Source organism: Nocardioides psychrotolerans (genome assembly GCF_900113685.1).
Lineage (GTDB): Bacteria > Actinomycetota > Actinomycetes > Propionibacteriales > Nocardioidaceae > Nocardioides > Nocardioides psychrotolerans.
In genome coordinates this window covers 1-22302 of sequence record NZ_FOQG01000033.1, presented here as the reverse complement: position 1 = coordinate 22302, position 22302 = coordinate 1, and the positions used below count along the sequence as shown (strand labels likewise).

At 72.9% G+C, this 22302-nt stretch carries 19 protein-coding genes and 1 pseudogene; 8 read left to right on the top strand and 12 right to left on the bottom strand.

The window, feature by feature from the left end; all coding sequences use genetic code 11:
• Positions 1-843 (top strand): oxygenase MpaB family protein (locus tag BM204_RS21755; RefSeq protein WP_091117661.1); only part of this gene is annotated, 843 nt, incomplete at its 5' end.
• Positions 844-1093: 250 nt separating this feature from the next.
• On the opposite strand, the gene BM204_RS21750 is transcribed toward BM204_RS21755, so the two are convergent.
• Positions 1094-2185 carry an acyltransferase family protein gene (locus BM204_RS21750; RefSeq protein WP_170259205.1) on the bottom strand — a complete coding sequence of 364 codons (1092 nt, stop codon included), beginning with the start codon at positions 2183-2185 and terminating at the stop codon, positions 1094-1096.
• Positions 2182-2445 (bottom strand): hypothetical protein, encoded by a 264-nt coding sequence (locus BM204_RS22895; protein ID WP_170259206.1) that lies wholly within the window; start codon positions 2443-2445, stop codon positions 2182-2184. The genes BM204_RS21750 and BM204_RS22895 overlap by 4 nt, the downstream gene beginning before the upstream one ends.
• 108 nt (positions 2446-2553) lie before the next feature.
• Between BM204_RS22895 and BM204_RS21745 the strand changes: the two genes are divergently transcribed.
• The gene (locus BM204_RS21745) at positions 2554-5058 is read left to right on the top strand and encodes an ATP-binding protein (RefSeq protein WP_170259207.1); all 2505 of its coding nucleotides are present in this window, start codon (positions 2554-2556) and stop codon (positions 5056-5058) included.
• On the opposite strand, the gene BM204_RS21740 is transcribed toward BM204_RS21745, so the two are convergent.
• Both BM204_RS21740 and BM204_RS21735 read right to left on the bottom strand, forming a co-directional pair.
• Positions 5055-5441 carry a response regulator transcription factor gene (locus BM204_RS21740; protein WP_091117656.1) on the bottom strand — a complete coding sequence of 129 codons (387 nt, stop codon included), beginning with the start codon at positions 5439-5441 and terminating at the stop codon, positions 5055-5057. The genes BM204_RS21745 and BM204_RS21740 overlap by 4 nt on opposite strands.
• Positions 5419-6414 (bottom strand): response regulator transcription factor, encoded by a 996-nt coding sequence (locus BM204_RS21735; protein ID WP_091117655.1) that lies wholly within the window; start codon positions 6412-6414, stop codon positions 5419-5421. The genes BM204_RS21740 and BM204_RS21735 overlap by 23 nt, the downstream gene beginning before the upstream one ends.
• Before the next feature lie 95 nt (positions 6415-6509).
• Here BM204_RS21735 and BM204_RS21730 point away from each other — a divergent pair, with 95 nt between their 5' ends.
• Positions 6510-6887, top strand: coding sequence for a response regulator transcription factor (locus tag BM204_RS21730; RefSeq protein WP_170259208.1), 378 nt, complete (start codon positions 6510-6512; stop codon positions 6885-6887).
• A gap of 310 nt (positions 6888-7197) precedes the next feature.
• On the opposite strand, the gene BM204_RS22420 is transcribed toward BM204_RS21730, so the two are convergent.
• From BM204_RS22420 to BM204_RS21710, 5 genes are all read right to left on the bottom strand, one after another.
• The gene (locus BM204_RS22420; protein ID WP_143099880.1) at positions 7198-7413 is read right to left on the bottom strand and encodes a hypothetical protein; all 216 of its coding nucleotides are present in this window, start codon (positions 7411-7413) and stop codon (positions 7198-7200) included.
• 31 nt (positions 7414-7444) lie between these two features.
• The gene (locus tag BM204_RS21725) at positions 7445-8689 is read right to left on the bottom strand and encodes an AGE family epimerase/isomerase (protein WP_091117651.1); all 1245 of its coding nucleotides are present in this window, start codon (positions 8687-8689) and stop codon (positions 7445-7447) included.
• 81 nt (positions 8690-8770) lie between these two features.
• Positions 8771-10012, bottom strand: coding sequence for an acyltransferase family protein (locus BM204_RS21720; RefSeq protein ID WP_091117650.1), 1242 nt, complete (start codon positions 10010-10012; stop codon positions 8771-8773).
• Positions 10013-10142: 130 nt separating this feature from the next.
• The gene (gene mmuM / locus BM204_RS21715) at positions 10143-11078 is read right to left on the bottom strand and encodes a homocysteine S-methyltransferase (RefSeq protein WP_091117648.1); all 936 of its coding nucleotides are present in this window, start codon (positions 11076-11078) and stop codon (positions 10143-10145) included.
• Between the two features lie 114 nt (positions 11079-11192).
• On the bottom strand, positions 11193-13430 hold the full coding sequence (locus BM204_RS21710) for an ATP-binding protein (RefSeq protein ID WP_170259209.1): 2238 nt from the start codon (positions 13428-13430) through the stop codon (positions 11193-11195).
• A gap of 88 nt (positions 13431-13518) precedes the next feature.
• On the opposite strand from BM204_RS21710, the gene BM204_RS21705 reads away from it, so the two are divergent.
• Both BM204_RS21705 and BM204_RS21700 read left to right on the top strand, forming a co-directional pair.
• Positions 13519-14592, top strand: coding sequence for an NAD(P)/FAD-dependent oxidoreductase (locus tag BM204_RS21705; RefSeq protein ID WP_218031268.1), 1074 nt, complete (start codon positions 13519-13521; stop codon positions 14590-14592).
• A gap of 28 nt (positions 14593-14620) precedes the next feature.
• Complete coding sequence (locus BM204_RS21700; RefSeq protein ID WP_091117643.1) at positions 14621-15352, top strand: hypothetical protein; 732 nt, start codon at positions 14621-14623, stop codon at positions 15350-15352.
• 191 nt (positions 15353-15543) lie between these two features.
• Here BM204_RS21700 and BM204_RS21695 read toward each other — a convergent pair whose 3' ends face one another.
• Genes BM204_RS21695 through BM204_RS21685 form a run of 3 tightly spaced genes read right to left on the bottom strand, consistent with a single transcriptional unit; the run spans position 15544 to position 19793 of the window.
• Positions 15544-16926: an NAD(P)/FAD-dependent oxidoreductase gene (locus BM204_RS21695; RefSeq protein ID WP_091117642.1), complete on the bottom strand. Its 1383-nt coding sequence runs from the start codon at positions 16924-16926 to the stop codon at positions 15544-15546.
• Complete coding sequence (locus tag BM204_RS21690; RefSeq protein ID WP_091117640.1) at positions 16913-18268, bottom strand: aspartate aminotransferase family protein; 1356 nt, start codon at positions 18266-18268, stop codon at positions 16913-16915. The genes BM204_RS21695 and BM204_RS21690 overlap by 14 nt, the downstream gene beginning before the upstream one ends.
• The gene (locus tag BM204_RS21685) at positions 18261-19793 is read right to left on the bottom strand and encodes a CoA-acylating methylmalonate-semialdehyde dehydrogenase (RefSeq protein ID WP_091117639.1); all 1533 of its coding nucleotides are present in this window, start codon (positions 19791-19793) and stop codon (positions 18261-18263) included. The genes BM204_RS21690 and BM204_RS21685 overlap by 8 nt, the downstream gene beginning before the upstream one ends.
• A 75-nt stretch (positions 19794-19868) precedes the next feature.
• Between BM204_RS21685 and BM204_RS21680 the strand changes: the two genes are divergently transcribed.
• From BM204_RS21680 to BM204_RS23075, 3 genes and pseudogenes are all read left to right on the top strand, one after another.
• Complete coding sequence (locus BM204_RS21680; RefSeq protein ID WP_091117637.1) at positions 19869-21464, top strand: PucR family transcriptional regulator; 1596 nt, start codon at positions 19869-19871, stop codon at positions 21462-21464.
• Positions 21461-21928, top strand: a complete 468-nt coding sequence (locus BM204_RS21675) for a hypothetical protein (RefSeq protein WP_091117635.1) — start codon at positions 21461-21463, stop codon at positions 21926-21928. Before BM204_RS21680 ends, BM204_RS21675 begins: the two co-directional genes overlap by 4 nt.
• A 152-nt stretch (positions 21929-22080) precedes the next feature.
• Positions 22081-22302 (top strand): annotated as a pseudogene (locus BM204_RS23075) (ISL3 family transposase); the annotation flags it as partial.

The window sequence follows — 22302 nt, the reverse complement described above, 5'->3', positions numbered from 1 at the left end:
CGCAACGCCCAGCTCGACCCCGAGACGGACCATGCGGAGATCTACCGCAACCTGACGCTCTACGAGTTCCCCTGGGACTTCAACCAGTCGCTGGGCTTCGCCCTCTTCCGCACCTACGCCGTGCCCAGCATCGGCAGCCTCCTCGACGCGACCGGACAGTTCACCGGCGCCTGCCAGAAGCGCTACGACGACACCGGCATCCTGCTCGAGGCGCCGCTCGTGTCGGGCTTCGCGAGCCACGACGGCAAGGTCGCGATCAAGCGCATCAACCAGATGCACCGGATGTACGACATCAGCAACGATGACCTGCGCTACGTCTTGTCGACCTTCGTGGTGGTGCCGAAGCGCTGGCTCGACGACTACGGCTGGCGCCGTCTCTCCGAGGGAGAGCTGCGCGCCTCGGTCAACTACTACCGCGAGCTCGGCCGGCACATGGCGATCAAGGACGTGCCGGAGACCTACGACGGGTTCGCGACGCTGATGGACGCCTACGAGGCCGAGCACTTCGCCTACGACGCGGGCGCCCGTCGCGTCGCCGACGCGACGCTGGCGCTGATGGTGTCGTTCTACCCGCGTCCCGCCGCGAAAGGTGTCGACGTCTTCAGCCGCGCGCTGATGGATCCGCCGTTGCTGGCGGCCTTTCGCTACGACGACCCCGGGCCGGCCGCCCGTCGCGCCTCGAGTGCCGCGCTCCGGGCCCGCGCCCGGGTCCTGGCCCGAGCACCGTCGCGCCGCAAGCCCGTCTACGTCCACGACCTGGCGAAGGTCACGAGCTATCCCGACGGCTTCGACCTCGCCGCGATGGGCACCTTCACCCCGGGCTGCCCGGTCCCCCACCGGTGACCCCACCCGTGACCCACCGGCGACCCACCGGCGACCCCACCGGTGACCAGGACGTCGCAGACGTAGCACCTCACCACCCTCCGGCGGCGAGCAGCGTGGTGCCGTCACACGGTCGCGCAGAAGGCCAGACCGCCACCGCGCGGTACGCTCGTCCCTGTCGAGAGCGCGCCGCTCCACCAGAGCGTCGGGCCGGTCCCTGCCGGGGAGACCCTGGGAGACAGCGCCGCGCGCGGGCGGAGACCGGGGCGGGTCACAGCCCGGTCAAGGGCCCCCGCCCCGGGGCGAGGACCAGCGACCGACTGGGACGCTCCGAACCACCCTCGGGCACCGCCAGGGTGACCCTGGGCAGCGCGAAGAGGAACCCGAGCCCGTGGCGCACGGCGAGCATGTGGGCGGCCAGGCAGACCGTGACGACCAGCGCGGTCACCAGCAGCGGGTAGGCCGCCGTCAGCGCGAACGACGCGGCGGTCCGCCCCTCGCCGAGCACGACCCCCGAGTGCTGGACCACCGCGATCACCGCCATGTGGAGCACGTAGACCGGCAGCGTGCGACGCCCCAGCCAGGCCAGTGGCTCGGCCACCCGCGCCACCCGCGAGAGCTCGACGGCCGCTGTGATGCCGGCGGGAAGCCCCACGACGCTCAGCAGCACCAGCTCGACGCTGCGCGGCGGGTCGAGCGGCGCCAGGAGCAGGGAGAGACAGGCGTACGCCGCCACGAGCCCCGGCAGCGACAGACCGGCCGCAGCCACTCGTCGTACGAGGTCGGGGGCGTAGGCGCCCAGGGCGAAGAAGGTGAAGTGGAAGAGCACCGAGACCCGGTTGGTCTCTTCCAGGGGCAGGAACGAGGACAGCAGGGACACCGCGGTCGCGACCGCGACGACCACGCCCGGCCGGTGGCGCAGCGCGGTGGCGAGCACGGTGTAGAGCGCGAGGGCGTAGAGGAACCACAACCCTGTGGAGGCGTAGACGACGTCCAGGAGGAGCTCCCGCCAGCCCTGGGTGCGGTTCGTCGGCAGCGTGACCTCGAGGGTGAACACGCCCCAGAGCACGATCAGCCAGACGACGTAGACGTAGGACAGCCGCAGGACCCGGGCGCGGACGTCGGTCCAGCCCCGGCGGACCACTGCGGCGGCGAAGAAGCCGCTCACGAGGAAGAACAGCGGCATCCGGACCGGCTTCAGGGCACTGCTCAGGCCCACCCAGAGGTCCTCGAAGGGACCCAGGCCATCGGCCACCAGAGGCGCATAGTGCTTCGTGCTGACGTGGTGCAGCACCACCAGGAGGATGCAGACGCCCTTGGCGACGTCGGGCCAGAGCAGACGGGGCGGCGTGGAAGGCGTCACCCTCGCTGTGACGCCACCGGCTCCCGAGAAGTTCGCGACGACGACGGCAGGGCACAGACCGCCCTGGTCTGGACGAGGCCGAGGGCCCAGCAGGTGGGGCAGCCCCGTAGCAGGACCACGGCGGGCCCGGCCAGGAGCAGCGCAAGGGGCCCGGTCAGGGGGATCAGCGCGAAGGCCGCCACCAGGAGCGGCAGGCCGAGAGCCCCTCGCAGCAGGTGCTCCCGCACGGACCGGGACGCGAAGGTGGTGTCGGCGTCCATGCCTACCAGCGTGCCAGTCCGGCACAAAGACCAGAGACCCACGACGTCAAAAGTAAAAAATCGACGGAGCGGGGTGCCCGGTCCGCCACAGCCGGGACGATGAGCAGCATGTCCACCTCCACCGAGCGTGCCTCCGAGCGCCCGGTCTCCCCCGACCCTGCGGCGGAGGGCCCTCGCCGCGCGGTCCTCCCGGCGCTGGGCCTCGCCCTGGCACCCGCCCTGGCGCTCACCCTGGTGCTCGCGCTGGGCTTCTGGTCGGTGGCGTTCGCCCCGTCCGGGTCACAGGTCGCCGCCTGGTGGCCCGCCGCCGGAGTCTCCGCAGCACTCCTCGCACTCTCGCCACCGCGCTCGTGGGCGGCCCTGGCCCTGTCCCTGGTGGTGGTGACCAGCGCGGCCAACATCGCCGCGGGACGGCCCGTCCTGGTCGCAGTCTGCTTCGGGGTGGCCAACGCCACCGAGGCCGTGGTCGTCGCCTGGGCCCTGGGGGCGGCGCGCGCGAGGCCGGCCTTGAGGACCGCCGCCGACATGCGTCGGCTCGTGGTCGCCAGCGTGCTGGGCGGGCTCGCCATCGGCCTGCTGGCCTCCCTCACGGTGACCCTCCTGGAGGACGGCGAGCTCCTCGTGACCTGGGGGCGGGTCCTCGCCTCGCACGTCGCGGGCGTCCTCGTCGTGCTGCCCGTGGCCCTGCTGCTCCTCCCCGGAGCATCCGTCGGCATCCGGTGGCGGGAGTGGCGAGGGTCGTCGGCGACCACCCTCGAGGCCGCTGCCCTGGTCGGCGTGGCCCTGGGGGTCGTCGCGGTGGTCTTCAGCCCCGGTCAGGAGCGTCCCCTCGTCTACCTGTGCCTGCCCTTCCTGGTCCTCGTGGCAATGCGCCTGCCCCCCTGGGCCGTGTCGCTGGAGATCCTGGCGATCGCGGTCCTGGTCAACGTCCTCACCCACGAGGGCGGCGGACCGTTCGTCGAGGCGGGCACCCTGGCGCCCGAGACCTCGGCGGCCCTGGTCCAGTCGTTCCTGGTGGTGTGCGTGATGGTGGCCATGCCGCTCGTGCTCGCGCTCGAGCAGCGCCGCGAGACCCTGACCGATCTGAGGCGCAGCGGCGGCGACCTCCAGGTCGAGCGCGACTTCACCGCCGCGGTGCTCGACTCCACCGACTCGCTGATCGTGGTCGTGGACCAGGCGGGGCGGATCGTGCGGGCCAACGCCGCCGTCGAGCGAGTCAGGGGACTGACCCTGGCGCGACTGGTGGGATCGGCCTACGACGAGGCCCTGCTGATGCCGGGAGCGGCCGCCCACTACCGCCGTACGCTCGTGTCCGGCGACGGGCCGGACGGCGTCCAGCACCAGGTCTGGCGCTCACCGTCGGGCCACGCGCGCGCGGTCACGGCCACCCACCGGCCCCTGCACCGCGACGACCCGACGGGCCCGATGGTGATCACCGGGCATGACGTCACCGAGCAGGTCGAGACCCAAGGCCTGCTGCGCTCGATCCTCGACGCCACGACGGCAACCGCCGTCATCGGCACCGACACCGAAGGCCTGATCACGTTCTTCAACGCAGGCGCCGAGGCGATGGTGGGCTTCACCTCGCTCGAGATGGTCGGCCGGGCGTCGCCCGCGGTCTTCCACCTCGAGAGCGAGATCGTGGAGCGCGCCCTGGAGCTGGGCGTCGCGCCCGGCTTCGAGGTGTTCGTCCACGAGGTACGCCGCACCGGGGTGCCCGAGCGCCGCGACTGGACCTACTGCCGCAGCGACGGGACGACGCTCGTCGTCAGCCTCACCGTCAGCGCCCGCACCGATGTCGACGGGACGATCCACGGCTTCCTGGGCATCGCCGCCGACGTGACGGAGCGCCGACGCGCCGAGGAGTCGCTGCGCACGGCGCTCGAGCACGAGCGGCTCGCCGTCGCCCGGCTGCACGAGCTCGACCGCATCAAGACCGACTTCGTCTCGAGCACCAGTCACGAGCTGCGCACGCCGCTGACCAGCGTGCTGGGCTTCTCCCAGCTGTTGGCGACCGAGGCGGTGGGCCCGGTCAACCCGCGCCAGCTCGCCCTCCTGGGCCGGATCGAGAAGAGCGGGCGTCGACTGCTCGACCTGGTGGAGAACCTGCTGACGCTGGCCAGCCTGGAGTCCGGTGAGCTCGACCTCCGCAAGGCAGCCCTCGACCTGCGCGAGGTCGTGGTCATCGCGCTCGAGACCCTGGAGGAGAGCCTGCGGGGTCGCGACCTCACCCTGGACCTCGACCTGGGCGCCGCCCCCGTCGGTGTGTGGGGCGACCAGGAGCAGCTCGAGCGTACGGTCAGCAACCTGTTGTCCAACGCCATCAAGTTCACCACCGACGGCGGACGGATCGAGGTCGCGCTGACCCACGACGGGGACCAGGCGCGACTGCGGGTCAGCGACACCGGGATGGGGATCCCGCTCGACGAGCAGGACCGCCTGTTCAGCCGCTTCTTCCGTGCGTCCTCGGCGACGGTAGCGGCCGTCCCGGGCACCGGGCTGGGCCTCTCGATCGTGCACGCCATCGTCGAGGCCCACGGAGGCAGCATCGAGGTGACCTCGGCCCCCGACGAGGGCACCACATTCGTCGTGCACCTGCCGACGGAGAGCTAGGAAGAGGTGCCCTCGGCCAGCAACGACTCGATCGTCCGCAGCATCTCGTCGATCTCGAACGGCTTGACCAGGTAGACGTCGGCGCCGGCCTCGAGCCCGGAGCGTCGGTCCTCCTCGAGGGCCCGGGCGGTGAGCAGCATGACCGGGACCCGGCGGTCACCGCCGGCTTCGAGGCCGCGTATCTGCCGGGTGACCTCGAGGCCGTCGAGCGAGCCGGGCATCGCCACGTCGAGCAGCACCAGGTCGGGACGGGAGGTCGCGAACGACGCGATCGCCGCCTCCCCGTTGTCCACGTGCACCGTCTCGTGCCCGGCGTCCTCCAGGAGGATCAGCAACAGCTCGGTCACGTCGATATCGTCCTCACCGACCAGGATCAGTGCCACCGTCCGCCCCCTTCTGGTCCCCCACCCGAGACTCGAGCGCCACGGCCACGACGCTGATGCGCCGTGCCAGTCCGTCGAGCCGCTCCAGGACGGAGGCCCGCATCGCGGCGGAGTCCTCGCTCACCTCACCGTCCGACATGCGCATGAGCTGCACGGCCATCCGCATCGCCGTCAGCGCGTTGTTGAGCTCGTGCACCAGCTCGCGGGTCTCCACGCCGGCGAGATCGGCGACGTCCTGCTCACCGGTGACCGCTTCGCTCCAATCGGGCAGGACGGTCTCGGCGGTCCGGGCCACCCCGACCCAGCGGTAGCCCGCGCCGCTCTCGGTGCGGATGAAGCGGGGCGCGTGGGCGTCGTCCCCGATCTTGGCGCGCAGCGAGCGCACGTGGGCGCGCAGGGCGTCCCGGGTCTCGTTGCCGTGGCTGGAGTCCCACACCCGCTGGAGCAACCACCGGTGCGTCAGGAGCTGCTCGGGATGGGTGACGAGCTCCTCCAGCAGTCGCCACTCGGTCGGAGTCAGGCGGGCCTCGGCACCGCCGACCTCGAGCGTGCGCGCGACCAGGTTGACCTGGAGCCCCTCGAAGTCGTGGCGGCCGGACGTCTCCTCCGCCGGTGCGGCACGCCGCTCCAGGGCCCGGAGCCGGGCTTGCAGCTCGTCGAGGCCGAAGGGCTTCTGCAGGTAGTCGTCGGCTCCGGCATCGAGGGCCTGAACCTTCGCGAGCTCCTGGGTCACCCCCGAGAGGACGAGGATCGGGCACTGGCTCCAGGAACGCACCCGCTTGATGACCTCGAGGCCGTTGAGGCCCGGCAGGCTCAGGTCCACGATCATCATGTGTGGCTCCGACGTCGCGGCGAGGTCGACCGCACGCTCCCCGTCGGCCGCCACCAGCACGTCGTAGCCCTCACGTGAGAGTGCCCTGCTCAACGCATGGGTCACTTGGGGCTCGTCGTCGACGACGAGGACGCGGGTCACTCCCCGAGGTTAGTGGCTCGGGGCTTTACGGGTTGTTCATATCGCCCAAGCCGCCCAGTATCATTTACACACATGGCATGTGCCACGGTCGGGTCATGGCCCGGATCCTGGTAGCCGACGACAACGACGATCTCCGCGTACTCCTCGAGATCGCCCTGACCCGCGACGGTCACGTCGTGGAGACGGTCGCCGACGGGGCGGCGGCGCTGTCGGCCTGCTCGACCAACGACCACGACCTCGCGGTCCTCGACATCATGATGCCGCTGATGAGCGGGCTCGAGGTGACCGAGCGCGTCCGCGCCGACCCTGCTGTCTCCATGCGGATCCTGCTGCTCTCCGCGCTCGGGACCTCCGAGGACCGGCAGCGCGGCTACGACGTCGGCGCGAACGACTACATGACCAAGCCCTTCGGCCTCGTGGACCTCGTGGACCGCGTGCGCGGCCTGGTCGGAGACGAGCTCAGCACCGCGTGAGGTCGGCCGCGGCTCGCGTGCCCCAGCACGCTCCCGGCCGCTGCGCGCGGCACACGACCAGGCGCTTGGTGCGCTTGGTGCGCTCGGCGAGGCGGCTCACGTTGAGCACCGCTGCCCGAGCGAGCAGGACCAGGCGGAGACGAGCGCGATCTTGACGCCACCTGCACCGTGCCCCGTGCGCCGTGCGCCGTGCGCCGTGCGCCGTGCCCCGTGCCCCGTGCGCCGTGCCCCGTGCGCCAGGAGGGCTCGTGGCCCAGGAGCTGGGCCAGCTCCGCGTCGTGGGTCTCGTGGTGGCGCATCAGTCGGCTCCTCAGCTCGTCATCGGTCGTGTCCCCGGGCCGGCCAGATCCGTCGCGCCTTCGGCGCCGAGTGCCTGGTCCGCCACCGCGAGGGGCTGATCCTGGTCGACGCCCGGGTGGACGTCGTCGACTCCCTCGAGCAGGTGCGCGGCGAGCGGCACCGGCTCCTGGCCGGCTGCGGGGCCGCGCTCGGTGCGGACCCGTCGACCCAGACCCAGGAGCTGCACCTTCGGATCCTGCGCGACGGCACCGACCACCTCACGGGTTGAGCGCCCTGAGCGCGCTCGCGAACGACGGCACCGTCGGGAGGCACGGCAGGAGCGCGGCCTGGTAGGCGTGGTAGACGTCCGGCTTGCCCGGCCAGGTCTCCCCGCTCGGGCGGTTGTGCTGGTCGAGCTCGTGGGTCCAGGACCCGCGCTCGTGGTCGACGAGGTGCCGGTCGATGTAGGCCCACCACTGGTCGCCGGCCTCGCGCCACCGCGCCTCTCCCGTGACGCGGAGCAGCACACAAGCGGTGCTGACCGCCTCGGCAGCGACCCAGTGCATGCGGGCCCTCACGACGGGGACCCCGCTCCAGTCGGTGGTGTAGACGAAGCCGTCCTCACCGTCGCGGGCCCACCCGTCGGCGACGGCACGGTCGGCGAGGGACACCGCCGCCGCGACGAGCCCGGCCGGGGCGTCGGCGCCGAGGGTCCGGTCCACCGCGACGAGCAGCCGGGCCCACTCGAGACCGTGACCGACGGTGGCGCCGTACGGCTGGAAGGGGTGGGCGGGCACCTCACGGTGGTGCTCGAGCAGGGGCTCCCAGGACGGCGTGAAGTGCTCGGGGATGCGCCACGCGTTGCCCTCGGCCCAGGCCACCAGCCGCGCGGCGATCCGGGCCGCCCGGTGGTGCAGCGTCGCGTCGCCGGTCACGTCGCCCGCGGCCAGCAGGGCCTCGACGGTGTGCATGTTGGCGTTGACGCCGCGGTAGTCCTCGAGCCGGGTCCAGGCCCGGTCCCACGCATCCACGACCAGGCCCTCGTGGTCGTCCCAGAACCGCTCGTCCAGTACGACGAGTGCGCGCTCGAGGAGGGCGGGTGCGCCGTCGACGCCGGCCGCGGTGGCAGAGCTGGCTGCGAGCACCACGAACGCGTGGCCGTAGGCCTGCTTGGCGTCGGCGACGACTCTCCCGGGGCCGACCGCCGCGAACCAGCCGCCGTGCTCGACGTCGGCCAGGCTCGTGGTCAGTGCCGCCACCCCGTGAGCGGCGAGGCTCGCCAGCTCGGCGCGGTCGGGCCCCCCGGGCGCGGGCGGCTCGTCCGCGAGGAGACCCAGGCAGGCGACGTGGGTCATCCGGCAGGTGATCCAGAGCTCGACCGGCCGGGCGGGGTCGACCACCCCGTCGGCGTCGAGGTAGCCGAAGCCGAGCTCGTGGCGCGAGCCGGCGGCGAACCGCAGGAGGTCGGCGCGCTGGGCGATCAGGTAGGCGGCGGCACGGGCGGGGCTTGCGGGAGTGACCACGGCATCACCCTGCGCCAGCGAGGCCGGCGCGGCAAGCGACCGCCATGGACCACCCGGCCACCCGGCCACCCGGGTGCAGGTCTACTCCAAGGCCGAGCTGGTCGCGGCCGCCGACGAGCTCTTCGGCCAGGACCGCGGCCGGGGCCGGCTGGTGCTGGTCACCTGCACCGACTTCACCGACGGTGAATACCTGTCCAACATCGTCGTCGTCGCCCGCCCCGTGCGCGACGCCTCCCCGATCTGACGCCGCGTCGCCGCCTGGCGCTGAGCGGCCAGGCGCGGCAGGCGCGGCAGCTCGAAGAGCAGCCCCAGCCCGAGACCCACGAGCACGCGGTGGGCCACCAGCGACACCGCGATGACCAGGGCGGTGACGGCGAACGGGTAGGCCGCGGCCAGCAGCACTGCCGCCGCCCGGGACAGCGTCGAGGCGCCGTCGGCAGCCGGCACGTCCAGGACGTGGTGCAGCGCTCCCAGCACCGGGAGGTGCAGGACGTAGACCGGGAGGGTGCGTCGTCCGGTCCACGCGAGCGCGCCCGTCACCCGGGCGCCTGGTGCGGCGCGCGCGAGGCCCGCGGCGAGCCAGAGCCCGACCGGGACCCCGACGACGCTGAGGAGAACCACGCGCACCGGTGAGGGGAGGCCGAGGAGCGCCATGACACCGGACCCGGCGAGCAGCACGAGCACGCCCACCGGGAGCAGCCGGCGTACGCCGAGCCCGGCGAGCCACGTGACGAGCCCAGGGCACCGGGAGCCGACCACGAAGTAGACGAGGTGCACCAGCAACGAGACCCGGTTGGCCTCCTCGATCGGCAGCGCCGCCGCCCCCAGTGCCACGAGGCCGCCGACCATCACCAGGGCGTACGCCGGCACTCGTCGCGTCAGCCTCACCACGAGGAAGTAGACAGCGAGGGCGTAGAGGAACCACAGGGCGGTCGAGGCGAGGAGCAGGTCGAGCGCCAGCTCGCCGAGGTCCTGGGTGCGGTTGGTGACGAGGTCCTGCTCCCAGGTGAAGAACAGCCCCAGGATGACCAGCCACACGACGTAGACATAGGCGGGACTGGTGACCCGACGACGCACCGTGGGCCACGGACGGTGCACGGCGCCCGAGGCGAAGAAGCCGCTCAGCACGAAGAAGAGCGGCATCCGCACCGGCCGCAGCGCACCGCTCACCCCCGACCAGGCCACCGCCACCACCGCGAGGTCGTCCGGGACGACCGCAACCAGGTGCTTGCCCACCACGTGGTGGAGCACGACCAGCAGGATGCAGCCGCCCTTGGCGATGTCGGCCCAACGAAGGCGTCGGGCGGGCGGGCGGGTGTCCATGGCGTTCCACAGGTACCCCCGAGCTCGCCGCGCCACGCGCCGCTGTCACGAGACCTGGCCCACGTTGCCGATCGCCCGGAGTGCCGTCGGGTCGGGTCGGGCCGGGTCGGGTCGGGTCGGGTCGGGCCGGTCAGGTGCGCCGCGGCGCCAGCACCTCGGCGAGGCCAGCGATGTCCCGGGGACCCACCCGGCAGCAGCCGCCCAGCAGCCGCGCCCCCTCGTCGTACCAGGTGAGCGCGAGGGCGGTGTCGAAGAGGTCGGCGCCCTGCCAGGTGTGGGTCGTGGAGTCCCAGGACTCGCCGCGGTTGGGGTAGGCGACGGCCGGGCGGCCGGTGGCAGCGACCGCGGCGCGCACGGCGCCGCTGACCTCCGGCGGGGCGGAGCAGTTGACCCCCGCGGCGATGACCGCGGACGACCCCGCCAGCACGGCGTAGGCCTCCTCGAGCGACTGGCCGGCGCGGGTCCGACCGTCAGCGACCGAGTAGGAGAACCAGGCTGGGAGACCGATCTCGTCGAGGAGCGGCACCAGCACCTCGGCCTCACGCACGTCCGGCACGGTCTCGACCGCGAACAGGTCGGGTCCTGCGGCGGCCAGCACCTCCAGCCGGGGTCCGTGGAAGTCGCGCAGCTGCGCGGGGTCGAGGCCATAGTCGCCGCGGTACTCCGAGCCGTCGGCCAGGACGGCGCCGTACGGGCCGACGGAGGCGGCGACGAACAGCCGCCGGCCGGAGGCACGCTGCACCTGGTCGCGGGCGATCCGGGCCAGCGTGACGCTGGTACCGATCAGTGACTCGGCCTCGGCCGCGCCCAGGCCCGCGGCCACGAGGCTCGGCACGCTGGCCTGGTAGCTCGCGGTGGTCGCCACGTCGGCGCCGGCCTCGAAGTAGGTGCGGTGCACCGCGACGACCTCGTCGGGCGCGTCCCGCAGCAGCCGTGCGGTCCACAGGTCGTCGGTCAGGTCGGCGCCGCGGTCCTCGAGCGCGTTGGACATCCCGCCGTCGAGCACGAGCAGTCCCTCGGCCAGCAGGTCTGAGCAGCCTGAGCGGCCTGACGGGTCGGGTGTCATGGGACGAGTCTCCTGCACCACATCCGGGACCAACTCCTGGCCCGCACCCGGCCCGACGCGCCTTGGCCATCGCCGGCGACGACGCTGATGCCAAGGCAACCGCGACGAGCCCGCCTACGGTGCCGAGCTCGGTGTCACGGGCATGCGCGAGGCGATCGCGGCCGGCTGATCCCGCAGGGTCCGCGGCGCGGAGGTGCGGCCCAGCGGCAGCGTCATCTCGAACACCGAGCCCCCGCCCGGGTTGTCGCGGACCGTGAGGCTGCCGCCGTGCCGGGTGACGACGCGGTGGCAGATGGCCAGGCCGAGGCCGCTGCCGGCGTAGCCCTGCGTGTGGGCGCGATGGAACGGCGTGAAGATCGCGGCCCGCTGGTCCCGGGGGATCTCGATGCCCCGGTCGCTGAAGAGCACCCTGACCTCGTCGTCCGAGGTGACCGCGGTGATCTCGACACGAGGTGTCTGGCCGGGCGCGGTGTACTTGATCGCGTTGCCCACGATGTTGGCGAACACCTGCCGCAGCCGCACGGGGTCACCCAGCACGGTGGGAAGCGCGCCGACGTGGACCACGGGCGGCTCGCCGTCCCAGGCTCGCGCGAGCTGGTCCTCGAGCACCTCGTGCGCGAGCGACCCGAGGTCCACCTCGGTGAGGGCGAGGCCTGCATCGCGCGCGGCGGTGTAGTCGAGAAGGTCGTTGATCAGCTCGTCCATGCGGCGGGCGCTGCTGAGGGCGCGGGCGGTGTACTGGTCAGCCCGGTCGTTGCGGGGCGACCCGGGGGTGGGTGCGCCGGCCTCCATGGCGATCAGCTCGAGGAAGCCGATGATCACGGTCAGCGGGTGCTTGAGGTCGTGGGCGACGACCCCGGCGAAGGCAGCGAGCTCGGCGCGCTGCTCACGGTCGACGGTGACGTCGCGGTACACCGCGACCGCCCCTCGCTGCCCCACGGCGTCCAGGGGCCGGCTGCTCACCGAGAGCCGCACCCCCTCGGGATGGGCAGCATTGCGGACCAGCATCTCGACCTCGTCGCTCGGCTCGCCCGCGAGGGCGCGCACGAGGGGGAGCCCGGCCTGCGGGAACGGCTCACCGCTGACGGTGAGCAGCCCGTCGTGCTCCGGCCACGTGTCGGGCTCGTCGCTGTCGCTGTCGTTGTGGCTGTCGCCGATCCCGAGGAGCGCCCTGGCCGCCGGGTTGCGGATGATGAACCTCCCGCTCTCGTCCACTACGCCGACACCGTCCCCGATGGAGTCCAGCACGGCTCCCAGCAGCGCGGCCTGGCGACTTGCCTCCGCCTCGGCCTCGACGAGGTGCTGGGTCGCCCACCGCACCTGGGCCCGGGCGCGGTCCCTCCCGGAGGCGAGCACCCAGGTCAGCCCGGCGAGCAGCAGGGCCACCATCAGCGCTCCGCCGAGCACGATCCGCGGGAGGTAGCTCCCGGTCCCCACGAGGGCGTCCGCGTCAGCGGTCACCTCGAGGGTCCAGGTGCGCTGCGCGACCGGCAGCGTCGTCGTACGACGCAGGTCCCGGTCCCCCGGCTCCGATGACCACACCCCGGCGACGTCGACCAGGTCCGCGGAGGTGTCACTCGCGGCCAGCAGCTCGACGTCGACCAGGTCCTGGGCGGTCTGCTGCAGCACACCGCCCATGAAGTCCTGGCCGCGGATCCCGAGCAGGACCCAGCCGATCAGCTCGTCCCCCTCGGCGCTCGGGCGCAGGACCGGGGCCGTCATCGAGAAGGAGGTCTGGCGCTGCTCCGGCGGCAGCGACTGGTCGATGATCAGCTCGTAGGGCTCGCTCAGCGCGACCTCGCCCGCGCGAGCGGACTCCGTCAGCGCGGCGTACGGCGCCGGCGCGCTGGCGACGTCGATCCCGGTCCGGCGGGCGACCGCGCCGTCGAGCGCGTCGCTGAAGACGGAGAAGACGTGCACGCCCTGGTCCGGACTCGGCTCGAGGACCAGGCCGGTGGAGCCGAGACCGCGCCAGTGCCGCTGCTGGGCCACGATGTCATGGTCGGTGACCGGCGGGGCGATGAACACGATGGCGGTCGCACCGGCGAGGTCCATGTCGTGCAGGGGGGCGGTGGCCGTCGCGAAGGCGTCGTACGTCGGTCGCCCAGCGGCCCCCAGCCCGGCCGCCGAGAGCGTCAGGGCGGTGGCGTAGCGCTGCACCTCGGCATTGGTCGCCTCGCGCAGGGCGTCGGAGCGCTGCCGCAGCTCCTGCTCGGCGGCCTCGTCGACCTGACGCTCCACCACCCGGCTGACGGCGAGCCCGGAACCCGCGAGCAGCACGAGGACCACGAGTGCGAGCAGCACGGCCGACCAGCGACCACGCCCCGGGCGTGGACGTACCTCAACCGTCATGCCAAGAACATCGGCATGGATCGGATGCATTCGAGGGGATCTTCAGTGTTGTTTCGTGCCCGATTGCCCGGCCTGTCACGCTGGGTGGGTGGATCCGATCATCGTGGTGGGGGCCGGCATCTCCGGTGTCGCATGTGCCCGTGTCCTGGCCGAGGCGGGGCTGCCGGTGACGGTCGTCGACCGGGGGCGCCGGATCGGTGGCCGGATGGCCAGCCGCCAGCTGATGGAGCGTCCGGTCGACACCGGCGCTCAGTACTTCACGGTCACCGACGACCGCTTCGCCCGGGTCGTGGCGGACCTGGAGGCGGCGGGCATCACCCGGCCGTGGACCGACACGTTCACCGTCCTCTCCTCCGGCGCTGCGCCCACGCCCAAGCAGGGTCCGGTGCGGTGGGGCGCTCCTGCCGGCATGCGCTCCGTCGTCGAGGCACTGGCGTCCGGGCTGGAGGTGCGCGAAGGCGCGGTCGAGGCGGTCACCGCGGACGCGGAGGGCCTGCGCGTCGACGGCACCCCGGCCAGCGCGGTGGTCCTGGCCATGCCCGACGGACAGGCCGCACGCCTGCTTGGCGAGGGACTGTCGTCGCTGGCTGCGGACCTGACCCGCGAGTGGGAGCCGGTGCTGGCCCTGACCGCCTGGTGGCCCACCCGGGTCTGGGACCTCGACGGCGCTTTCGTCAACGGCGACGCCACCCTGGCCTGGATCGCCGACGACGGCAGCCGCCGCGGCGACGGCGCCCCTGTCCTGGTCGCCCACTCGACGCCCGCGTTCGCAGCTCCGCACGTGCCTGAGCCCCAAGCCGCGCTCCCCGCGATGCTCGCCGCTCTCCAGCGGATGCTCGGGATCTCCTCGCCGCCGAGCGGGACCCATCTGCAGCGCTGGTCCATGGCGCGCCCGACCGGGTCGCGTGACGAGCCGTTCCTGCTGACGCCGGCCGGACTGGGCGTGTGTGGTGACGGGTGGGGTCCGGTCTCCAAGGTCGAGGGCGCGTTCCTCTCCGGCACTGCCCTCGGCGGCGCCCTGGTGACCCGGCTCGAGGCCGAGGCCCAGCACCGTCGCGACGCGCGGATCCGCGACGACCTTCTCCGCGCGCAGGCAGCAGACCAGGGCGAGGAGCACGCGTTCGTGCGTCAGCTGGGCTTCGAGGAGCTGCTGGAGGACTGAGGCGGCTGAGTCACCTACAGTTCCTCACGTGCCGCCCACGACCGCCGTCGCGACGACCGCTCCCTGGCAGGTCGAGCCCTGGGGCCGGTTCTCGCGGGCCTGCCGGTGGGCGCTCATCGCCTGCTGGGTGGCCCTCACGTTCATCGCCCTCCTCGCAGGCGAGCGCGGGTCGAGCCTGTCGGACCTCGAGGACGCGGTCGCCTCCGGCGACATCCAGGAGGTCCAGCTGGCCGGTGGTCTGGCAGACGGGGAGCGCGGCTCCGCCTCGGTGCAGGTGCGGTGGGACCGGGGACTGATGACCTACATGACCGCGCTCGTCGAGGAACGACCCCTGCGGTCCGCGCGGTCCGGGGTGCAGCGTGATGGCGGCGAGCCCGTCGTCACCGACGTCGAGGCCAGGTTGCGCGCCCTCCAGCCGGAGCTCCGGGTCACCCGGACCACGTGGAGCGGACCTGGGGCCTCCGTGCTCGGGTGGGGGCTGCCGGGCTGGGCGGGCCTGCTCTACCCGGGGGTCCTGCTCGGGACGCTCTTCTCCCTGACCGGCTCCCCGCAGCCCTGGCGCGGGACGCGGTGGGCGTGGTTCTGGCTGCTCGTCCTGGTCCCGCCGGTCGGCGTGCCGGCCTACCTGCTTCTCGCCGGCCCGACCCCGCCGTTGCCGGCGCCGCGACGCCCGGAGCGCAGGTTGCGCGGCAGCGACGGCTTCCTCCTCGGCATCGCCGGCGGCATCGGGCTGGCCATCCTCGTCGCCTGGCTCACCTGACCCTCGCCGTCCTCGAGATAGCGGCGGACGGTCCCGCTCGAGGTCGCTGCTCGGCGCACCGGGTTCCGACACGCCCCGGGCCCCGGAGGACCCGCCCGGGGTGGCCAAACGTTTGACCACCTCGGGAGCACCCCCACGCCGGGTGCACGGCGGATGCACGGCGCCGGGGCTCGGCGTGGAACTCCCTGGCCCTAGGAGTCGAAGCCGAGCCCCAGCCGGTCGAGGAGTCGCAGCCACAGGTTGCGGCGCCCGGTGGCGTCCTCGCGGCCCAGCGACCACCGGGTGAGCTGGATCCCGATCCACGCGATGGGTTCGGGCGGGAACGGCAGTGGCTTCTCGCGCACCATCCGCAGCCGGGTGCGCTCGGTCGACTCCCCCGCCAGCAGGTCGAGCATCACGTCCGCGCCGAACCTCGAGGCACCTACGCCGAGACCGGTGAAGCCCGTGGCGTAGGCGATCCGGCGCCCCCGGGTCACACCGAAGAACGCGCAGAAGCGGGTGCAGGTGTCGATCGCGCCGGCCCACCGGTGGGTGAAGCGCACGCCCTCGAGCTGCGGAAAGGTCTCGACGAAGTGGCGCGCCAGCGTCTCGAAGCTCTCGGTGCGGTCCTCGTGGGCGACGTCGAGCGAGCGGCCGTAGTGGTAGATCGCGTCGTAGCCGCCGAACAGCACCCGGTCATCAGACGTCAGCCGGTAGTAGTGGAACTGGTTGCCCGAGTCGGAGATCCCGACCCGGTCGGTCCACCCGATCGCCGCGACCTGATCAGGCGTGAGCGGCTCGGTCGCGAGCACGTAGTCGTAGACCGGCACGATCGAGAGCCGCAGCCGCTTCAGCAACGGACGGAAGACGTTGGTGGCCAGCACCACCTGCTCGGCGCGCACCTCGCCGTGCACGGTCGCCAGCGAGACGTGGTCGCGGTGCTGAACGAGGTCGCCGACGAGCGTGTGCTCAGCGATGCGGACGCCGAGCGACTCGGCGACGCGGGCCAGCCCCCAGGCCAGTCGGGCGGGGTCCAGGGTCGCGCAGTCGTCGCGGGAGACGCGGCCGGCGAGGTAGGTCGGGGACGCGACCACACGTCGTACGGCGTCAGCGTCGAGGAAGCCCTCCACGTCGGGCTCGAGACCGGCGACCTCGTGGGGCCGGGTGGCGACGGACAGGACACCGCTGCGGTCGAAGCCGCAGTCGATGCCGTGCCGCTCGATGGTGGCCGCGATCTCGTCGAGGTTGCGCACGCCGATGGCTTGGATGGCGTCGTGCTCCTCGGGCCAGCGCTCGCGACCGTTGGCCTCCCCGTGCGTGAGGCTGGCCTCGCAGAAGCCACCGTTGCGGCCGGTCGCGTGCTCCGCGATCCGCTCACCCTCGAGCAGGACCACGTCGCGGGACGGGTCGCGCTCCTTGGCTCGTACGGCGGCCCACAGCCCGGTGAAGCCGCCGCCGACGATCACCAGCCCACGCACGCGGTCCGCGTCGGCCGCCGACCACGGCGGACGCGGCTCGGGCCGGTCGGGGGTGTCGAGCCAGAGCGGTCGCAGGACCGACCCGGCGAGCGCCGCGCCGGCGTCAGTGGGCCGCATGCGCCCGGGTGAGCGCGCGGTCGATCATGGCGATCCCGGCGAGCACGTCCTCGTCGCTGATCGTGAGCGGCGGGACGACGTGGATGCGGTGGTAGTTGGCGAAGGGCAGGAGCCCCTCCTCCCGGCACGCGGCGAGGATCGCGCCCATGGCCGGGCTGCTCCCGCCGTAGGGCGCCAGCGGCTCGCGCGTCGCGGCGTCGGCGACGAGCTCGATCGCCCAGAAGACACCGGTGCCGCGGACCTCGCCGACCCAGGGGTGACGGGCGGCGAGCTCGCGCAGGGCGGGACCGATGACGTCGCGGCCGAGGTGGGCGGCGTGCTCGACGACCTGCTCGTCCTCCATGGCCCGGATCGTGGCGACAGCGGCGGCGCAGGCGAGCGGGTGGCCGGAGTAGGTGAGGCCGCCGGGGTAGGGCCGCTGGCCGAAGGTCGCGGCGATCTCAGCCGAGATCGCGACGCCGCCGAGCGGGACGTAGCCGGAGTTGACGCCCTTGGCGAAGGTCAGCAGGTCGGGCACGACGCCGTGGTCCTCGACCGCGAACCAGCGACCCGTGCGGCCGAAGCCGCACATGACCTCGTCGGCGATGTAGACGATGCCGTGGCGGTCGCACAGGTCGCGCACGCCCTGGAGGTAGCCGGCCGGGGGCAGCATGATCCCGGCGGTGCCGGGGATCGTCTCGAGCATGATCGCCGCGATCGTCTGCGGGCCCTCCATGGCCACCAGGTGCTCGAGGTGCTCGAGCGCGCGGGCGCCCTCCTCGGCCTCGGTGGTCGCGTGGAACTCGCTGCGGTAGAGGAAGGGCCCGAAGAAGTGGACCGTCCCGGTCGACGCGGCGTCGTTGGACCAGCGGCGCGGGTCGCCGGTGACGTTGACGGCGAGCTGGGTGCCGCCGTGATAGCTGCGGTAGGTCGAGAGGACCTTCTGACGACCGGTGTGCAGCCGCGCCATCCGGATGGCGTGCTCGTTGGCGTCGGCGCCACCGTTGGTGAAGAAGATCCGGTCAAGGCCCTCCGGGGTGTGCGAGGCGATCAGCCGGGCAGCCTCGGAGCGCGCCGCGTTCGCGTAGGACGGCGCCACGGTGCACAGCGTCGCCGCCTGCTCCTGGATCGCGGCGACGACCCGCGGGTGCTGGTGGCCGAGGTTGGTGAAGACCAGCTGCGAGGTGAAGTCGAGGAGCTTGGTGCCCTCGCCGTCCCACAGCCACGAGCCCTCGGCGCGGGTCACGACCATCGGGTCGATCAGGTCCTGGGCCGACCAGGAGTGGAAGACGTGCGCACGGTCGAGCTCGTGCGTGCGCGCGGCGTCGAGGTCGATCAGTGGACGGCTCTGGAGGTCAGTCATTGCGGGGGAATCCCAGCTCGAGACCGCCCTGTGGACGGTCGGACGGGTCGATCCAACGGGACGTGACCACCTTGCCACGCGTGAAGAAGTGGACGCCCTCGACCCCGTGGGCGTGGGTGTCGCCGAAGAGTGAGCGCTTCCAGCCGCCGAAGGAGTAGTAGGCGACCGGCACGGGCACCGGCACGTTGACCCCGATCATCCCGACCTGCACGTCGGTCTCGAAGCGTTTGGCGGCTCCCCCGTCGTTGGTGAAGACCGCGGTGCCGTTGCCGTAGGGGTTGGCGTTGACCAGCGCGACCGCTTCGGCGTACGACGCCACGCGGATGACGCACAGCACTGGCCCGAAGATCTCCTCGGTGTAGATCTCCATCGCGGTGCTGACGTGGTCGAAGATCGTGGGGCCGAGCCAGAAACCGTCCGCCTCGCCGCGGGCCCGGACCTCGCGGCCGTCGAGCACGACCTTGGCGCCGGCCTCCTCTCCGCTCGCGATGAGCCCGGCGACGCGGTCGCGATGGGCGCGGGTGACGAGCGGGCCCATGTCGACCTCCTTCTCGCCTGCGTCGCTGTCGGTGCGCGCGGTGCCGCCGTCGCCGATCACCAACGTGCGGGCCCGCTGGGCGATCTTGTCGACCAGGTCGTCGGCGACGTGGTCAATCGCGACCAGCACGCTGATCGCCATGCACCGCTCGCCGGCGCTGCCGAAGCCGGCGTTGACCGCAGCGTCAGCGGCGAGGTCGAGGTCGGCGTCGCCGAGGACGACCATGTGGTTCTTGGCGCCGCCGAGGGCCTGGACCCGCTTGCCGGCGCGGCTGGCGCGCTCGTAGACGTACTGCGCGATCGGGGTCGACCCGACGAAGCTGATCGAGGAGACCTCGGGGCTGTCGAGCAGCGCGTCGACGGCGACCTTGTCGCCCTGGAGGACGTTGAAGACGCCGTCGGGCAGGCCGGCCTCGGTCCACAGCGCAGCCAGCCACAGGGCGGCCGACGGATCCTTCTCGCTGGGCTTGAGGACCACCGCGTTGCCGGCCGCGATCGCGACGGGGAAGAACCACATCGGGACCATCGCCGGAAAGTTGAAGGGACTGATGATGCCCACGACCCCGAGCGCCTCGCGGCGCGAGTGGACGTCGACGCCGGTGGAGGCGTTGTCGGAGTAGCTGCCCTTGAGCAGGTGGCCGACCCCGCATGCGAACTCCACGACCTCGAGGCCCCGGGTGATCTCGCCGACCGCGTCGGAGTGCACCTTGCCGTGCTCGGCGGTGATGATCACGGCGAGCTCGTCCTTGCGCGCGTTGAAGAGCTCGCGGAACCCGAACATCACCTGCGTACGACGGGCGATCGAGGTCGTCGCCCAACCTGGCGCAGCAGCACTCGCGCGCGAGATCACGTGCTGGGCGTCGCGCTCGCTGGCCAGGACCACCCGGCCGGAGACGACGCCGGTGGCAGGGTTGGTGACGTCGGCCAGCTGGCCGGACGTGCCCTCGAAGGGGGCTCCGTCGACCCAGTGGGTGATGGTCGTGGGCATGGGTGCTCCTCGGGTCGGCGGATCTGTCCGGCAGCCTCCAGTCTGGCGGGTCCACCTGCCCCTAGGATCGTCACTATGTCGCTCCCCGACCGTCTGCCGTTACAGACTGTCGCCCTGCCCACGCTGTCCGAGGTCCTCGAGATGCCGCTGGTCCGCGCCGGTCGGGTGCGGGTGCTGGCCGGGCACGACGTGCTCGATCGGGCGGTCCACTGGGTGCACCCCGCCGAGCTCACCGACATCGCCCCGCTGCTGCGCGGCGGGGAGCTGGTCCTGACCACCGGCATCGCGCTGCCCGAGGACCCGGCGGGGCTCGCGTCCTACGCCACCAGCCTGGCCGCGGCCGGCGCGGCGGGGCTGCTCGTCGAGCTCGGCCGGCGCTGGGCCACCGAGCTGCCCGCGTCGCTCGTCGATGCGTGCCACGCGAGTGGGCTGCCGCTGGTGACGCTCCAGCACGAGGTGCCGTTCGCCCGGATCGCGCAGGTCCTGGGCGAGCGGATCGTCGATGCCCGGCTGGGCGAGCTCCAGGCGGTCGAGCACCTGCACGAGGTGTTCACCGAGCTCACCCTCGACGACGCCGGCCCGACCGAGGTGCTCGAGGCGGTGCACCGGCTGTCCGGTCGCACGGTCGTGCTGGAGGACGAGCAGCACCGGGTGCTCGACTACGTGCTGGCCGCCGACGCGACCGGGGAGTGGCTGGAGGCGTGGGACCGGCGCTCACGGCGCGTCGACGTGCCCGAGCGCACCGGCTGGGACGCCGCCCAGGAGGCGCTGGTCACCGGCGTCGGCCGTCCGGGACGCGCTACCGGTCGGCTGCTGCTGCACACCAGCACCGCGCCACCGGCCCGCTTCGTCTCGCTGCTCGAGCGGGCGGCCGCCACGATCGCCGTACAACGCACGCAGGCGCGAGACCGCGACACCCTCGTGCGTCGCACGCACCTGGCGCTGGTGCTCGGCCTCCTCGCCGACCCCAGCTCGCCGGACCTGCCGCGGCGTTGCGAGCTCGCCGGGCTGCCGGTGTCGCGACGCACGCTGGTGGGGGTCAGCATGCGACCGGTCTCCGCACCCACGGCCGAGGTCATCGCGGCCGTCATCGCGGCCGGGCACCGGCTGCGGCTGCCGCTGGTCGCCGCCGAGATCGACCGCGACGTGCGGGTGCTGCTCTCGCTGCGGACGGGCGACGACCAGGCCGTCGTGACCGCCGCACTGCTGGCTAGGGTAGGCAGCGTCGCGCCGGTGCGGATGACCGCGGGCCGGGCCGTCCACGACCTCGGTCACGTCGACCGCTCGCTCCAGGAGGCCCAGCACGTGCTGGAGTCGCTGGCCGGCACCTCGGCTTCCGCCGACGTGGTGCACCGGATCGAGGACGCCCACGTGCGCGGCCTCGTCGCGCTCCTGCAGCGCGACGCCCGCCTCACCGACTTCGCGCGCCGCGAGCTCGCGCCGCTGAAGTCGCACGACGCCGCCTCGTCGCGACCGCTGCTCGAGGTCGTGCGCTCGCTGCTGCTCCACCCCGCCGGCAAGTCAGGGGCGGCGGCCGCGATCCACCTGTCGCGGCCCGCGTTCTACAAGCGGCTCGCGCAGGCCGAGTCGTTGCTCGGCGTCAGCCTCGACGACCCCGAGACCCGACTCTCGCTGCACCTCGCGCTGCTGATCGACGAGCTCGAGACGTGAACCGGGCAGCCTGGCCGAGTCGGCGCGATGTCGCAGCGCGGCTGCTGCTGGCGCTCGTCCTGGGCGCGGCGTTCGGGGCCACGACCTCGCTCGCCAACGACCTCTCCTCGGCCTTCGGTCTCGGCGCCGACGTGCCCGACGGCGTGCGCGATGCCGCCCGCGTGGTCTCGCTGGCCCTCGGCCCGGTCTACTCCTGGGTCCTGCTGCCGCTCCCGCTCGGCTGGCTGCTGGCCGGCTCGTCGGCGACACGGCGCGGCGCCGTGCCCGCCGCCGCGGCCGGTGGCGCGCTCGGTGTCGCCGCGGCCGTCCTCGCCTACTACGTCAGCGACGCGCTGCTGGCCACCGGGCTCCCGCTCGACCTGTCCGGCGACTCCTCGGCCCTGGCGCTCTGGACCGCGGTCGGCGTGCCCGGCGGCGCCGTGCTCGGCGGGCTGGCCGGGGCGGTCCGCCGGCGCCCGTCCTGATGGCCGAGTCGGCGCAATGTTGCGCACGTTGCAACATTGCGGCTCTTGTGACTTATCCGTGGGTCGGTGAGCGCGGCTGAAAGGCCGAACGCCGTTCCCTGTCTAGGTTTCTGGCTTGTCAAGAGTCAGGAACTGCAGAGCAGGAGAACGGCGTGCGGAACGCCAGCCTATGGCGCGCTTTGGTGGGCGTCGATACGAGTGTGGTCATCGAGGGTGTCGAGTTCGATCAGGACGCCGATCAAGGAGCGGGTGTCCTCGTCGTTCATGTCCGCCCGCGGCGGGCCCGGCAGGGTCGTTGCGGGGTCTGTGGGGTCCGGGCGAGCTGGTACGACCGGGGCGAGGACCGGCGGCGCTGGCGTGGGCTCGACCTGGGC